At 41.0% G+C, this 2,115-nt stretch carries 2 protein-coding genes; one reads left to right on the forward strand and one right to left on the reverse strand.

Going from position 1 to position 2,115, the window contains the following annotated elements; all coding sequences use genetic code 11:
- The first annotated feature begins 115 nt into the window (after nucleotides 1-115).
- Nucleotides 116-799 (forward strand): TVP38/TMEM64 family protein, encoded by a 684-nt coding sequence (locus B3182_RS12065; RefSeq protein ID WP_292353602.1) that lies wholly within the window; start codon nucleotides 116-118, stop codon nucleotides 797-799.
- Here the strand turns inward: B3182_RS12065 and B3182_RS12070 are convergent.
- A partial coding sequence (locus B3182_RS12070) for a glycosyltransferase (RefSeq protein WP_292752904.1) occupies nucleotides 796-2,115 on the reverse strand: 1,320 nt, incomplete at its 5' end. The genes B3182_RS12065 and B3182_RS12070 overlap by 4 nt on opposite strands.

A 2,115-nucleotide genomic window follows, 5' to 3' on the forward strand; every position in this document is an offset into this window, starting at 1 on the left:
ACCATTGGCCGAGCAGTAGTTCCAGACTAAAGCTGAAATGCATTACTACCAAGACCTAAGACCATTTCAATATCAAAACTTAATACTTTAATTCGATAAAAAGTAAGGAACCAACGTGCCTCGTCCAGTGATTCAGCTTTTGCTATTTGCAGGCCTAATGATAATGTTAGCTTTGTCCTGGCGCTACTTAATTGAGAGCGGTTTTATCACCACTTCAAGAATCGAAAAGCTATTAACTCATGTAGCCCAAATCAAACACGCCCCTTGGTTATTTCCAGCCATTCTTCTAAGTTATTTATTACTACTGACGGTCATGTTCCCGTTAACCATACTGGTCGTTGTGACTGGTTTTTTGTTCAGTCCTTGGTGGGCGATTTTTTACGCAACAGTAGCGACTTTATGTTCCTCTGCATTGAGTTATTGGATTGGTCATGTGCTAGGACGCAGCACCATTGAAAAACATAGCAGCCATTACCTGCGTGTTGTAAGTCGGTTTATGCAGGAAAATAGTGTTCATAGCATGGTGGTTATTAATTTACTACCTATCGCGCCGTTTACCATGACTAATATGATGGCTGGAGCATTCCAGCTAAAATTTTCTCGCTATATGATTGGTTCTGCGATTGGCATCATCCCTGGTCTCATAGTAGTCACCCTTCTGGGGGGACAATTAAATAAAATTGTTTCGGCTACCGATAACCAACAATTTTGGGGCGAACTTGTAATTGCTGTGACCTTAATTAGTGTGTTGATGGCAATTATTCGTTGGGTAAAGAAAAAAGAACATGTTGATGATTAGTGTCGTTCTTGCTGGGCATGCGTAGCTAAAATTTCGCTGTAAAACAAATCGATTTTTTCAGCATATTCGCCGATATCGTGTTGTTTGGCGAAAATGATCGCATTGTGAGAAAACTGTTCACGCAGAGCTGTATCCCTAATTAAATCTGCAAGTTTCTTAGTCCATACCTCCACATCATCCAATGTTTTATACCCGGTTTTACCATGTTCAATCACATCATCAATACCACTGGAACGAATCGCCACAACCGGTAACCCTGCCGACATGGCTTCCAATATAACCATTCCCTGGGTTTCAGATTTTGATGCGAACACAAAAATATCCGCCATCTGATAGTAAGCAGGAATATTATCAGGATTAATTTCACCTATAAGTTGCACTTTTCCTGACAAGGCTTTGTGTACAATACGATTTTCTAGATACTCTCGATCATCACCTTCTCCAACCAGGATCAATTTGACCTCTTGCTGAATAAATCTTGGTAAGGTTTCCAGTGCATCCAGTAAAAATTTGATATTTTTTTCCCTGCCCAACCTTGACACACTGAGGAGGACAATATCATCGTGCTGTAATCCCAGATTTTTTCGCAAACTCTCAGAACCGATAGCATGTGGTTGATTAAATCTGTCAAAATCCACTCCAGTAGGCTGGACACATATCCTTGATTTCACTCCAATCAGACGTAAATATTCTTCTGTGGAAAAGGTGGGTACAATTACCCCGTCACAACGATTGCAGAAACGTCTGATCATGGCATGGGAGATAACATTTCGAAAAAACACCCCTGGCAAAGGCACATAATGGGCGTACATTTCCAAACGAGTGTGATAAGTGTAGACAGTAGGTAAATTGTGTCGCTTTGCCAACCAATGCCCCACCGATCCCAGCCAGAATGGGTGATGCAAATGCACCAGATCTGGTTTAAATTCTCTAAAACGCTTGCGAATAGAAAACTGTAAAGGATTCGTTAAACGAAATTCACGCTTATGACCGAATGCTAGAAGGGTTTTAACACGTTCACATTCAGGCTGTAATTCAGTAACTGCCTCATAATCCGGGGCAAAAACCTGGACCGTGTGATGCAGCATTGTCAAACCGCGAGCCAGACGTTCGATCGACATCGTGACTCCAGAAATAAACGGAAAATAGTTATTAGTAAACATGGCAATACGTTTTGGTTTATCGCGATAGGCACTGTCATCAATATTAAATTGGGTGTAGTAATCACGTTCTTGATAAATAAATTCGCGCAGTTTCAACCCAATCAACACCATCAGGCTTACTACAAACAAAAACCGACCAAAGCTTACATAAAG

The sequence above is a fragment of the Methylophaga sp. UBA4204 genome (assembly GCF_002379485.1).
GTDB lineage: Bacteria > Pseudomonadota > Gammaproteobacteria > Nitrosococcales > Methylophagaceae > Methylophaga.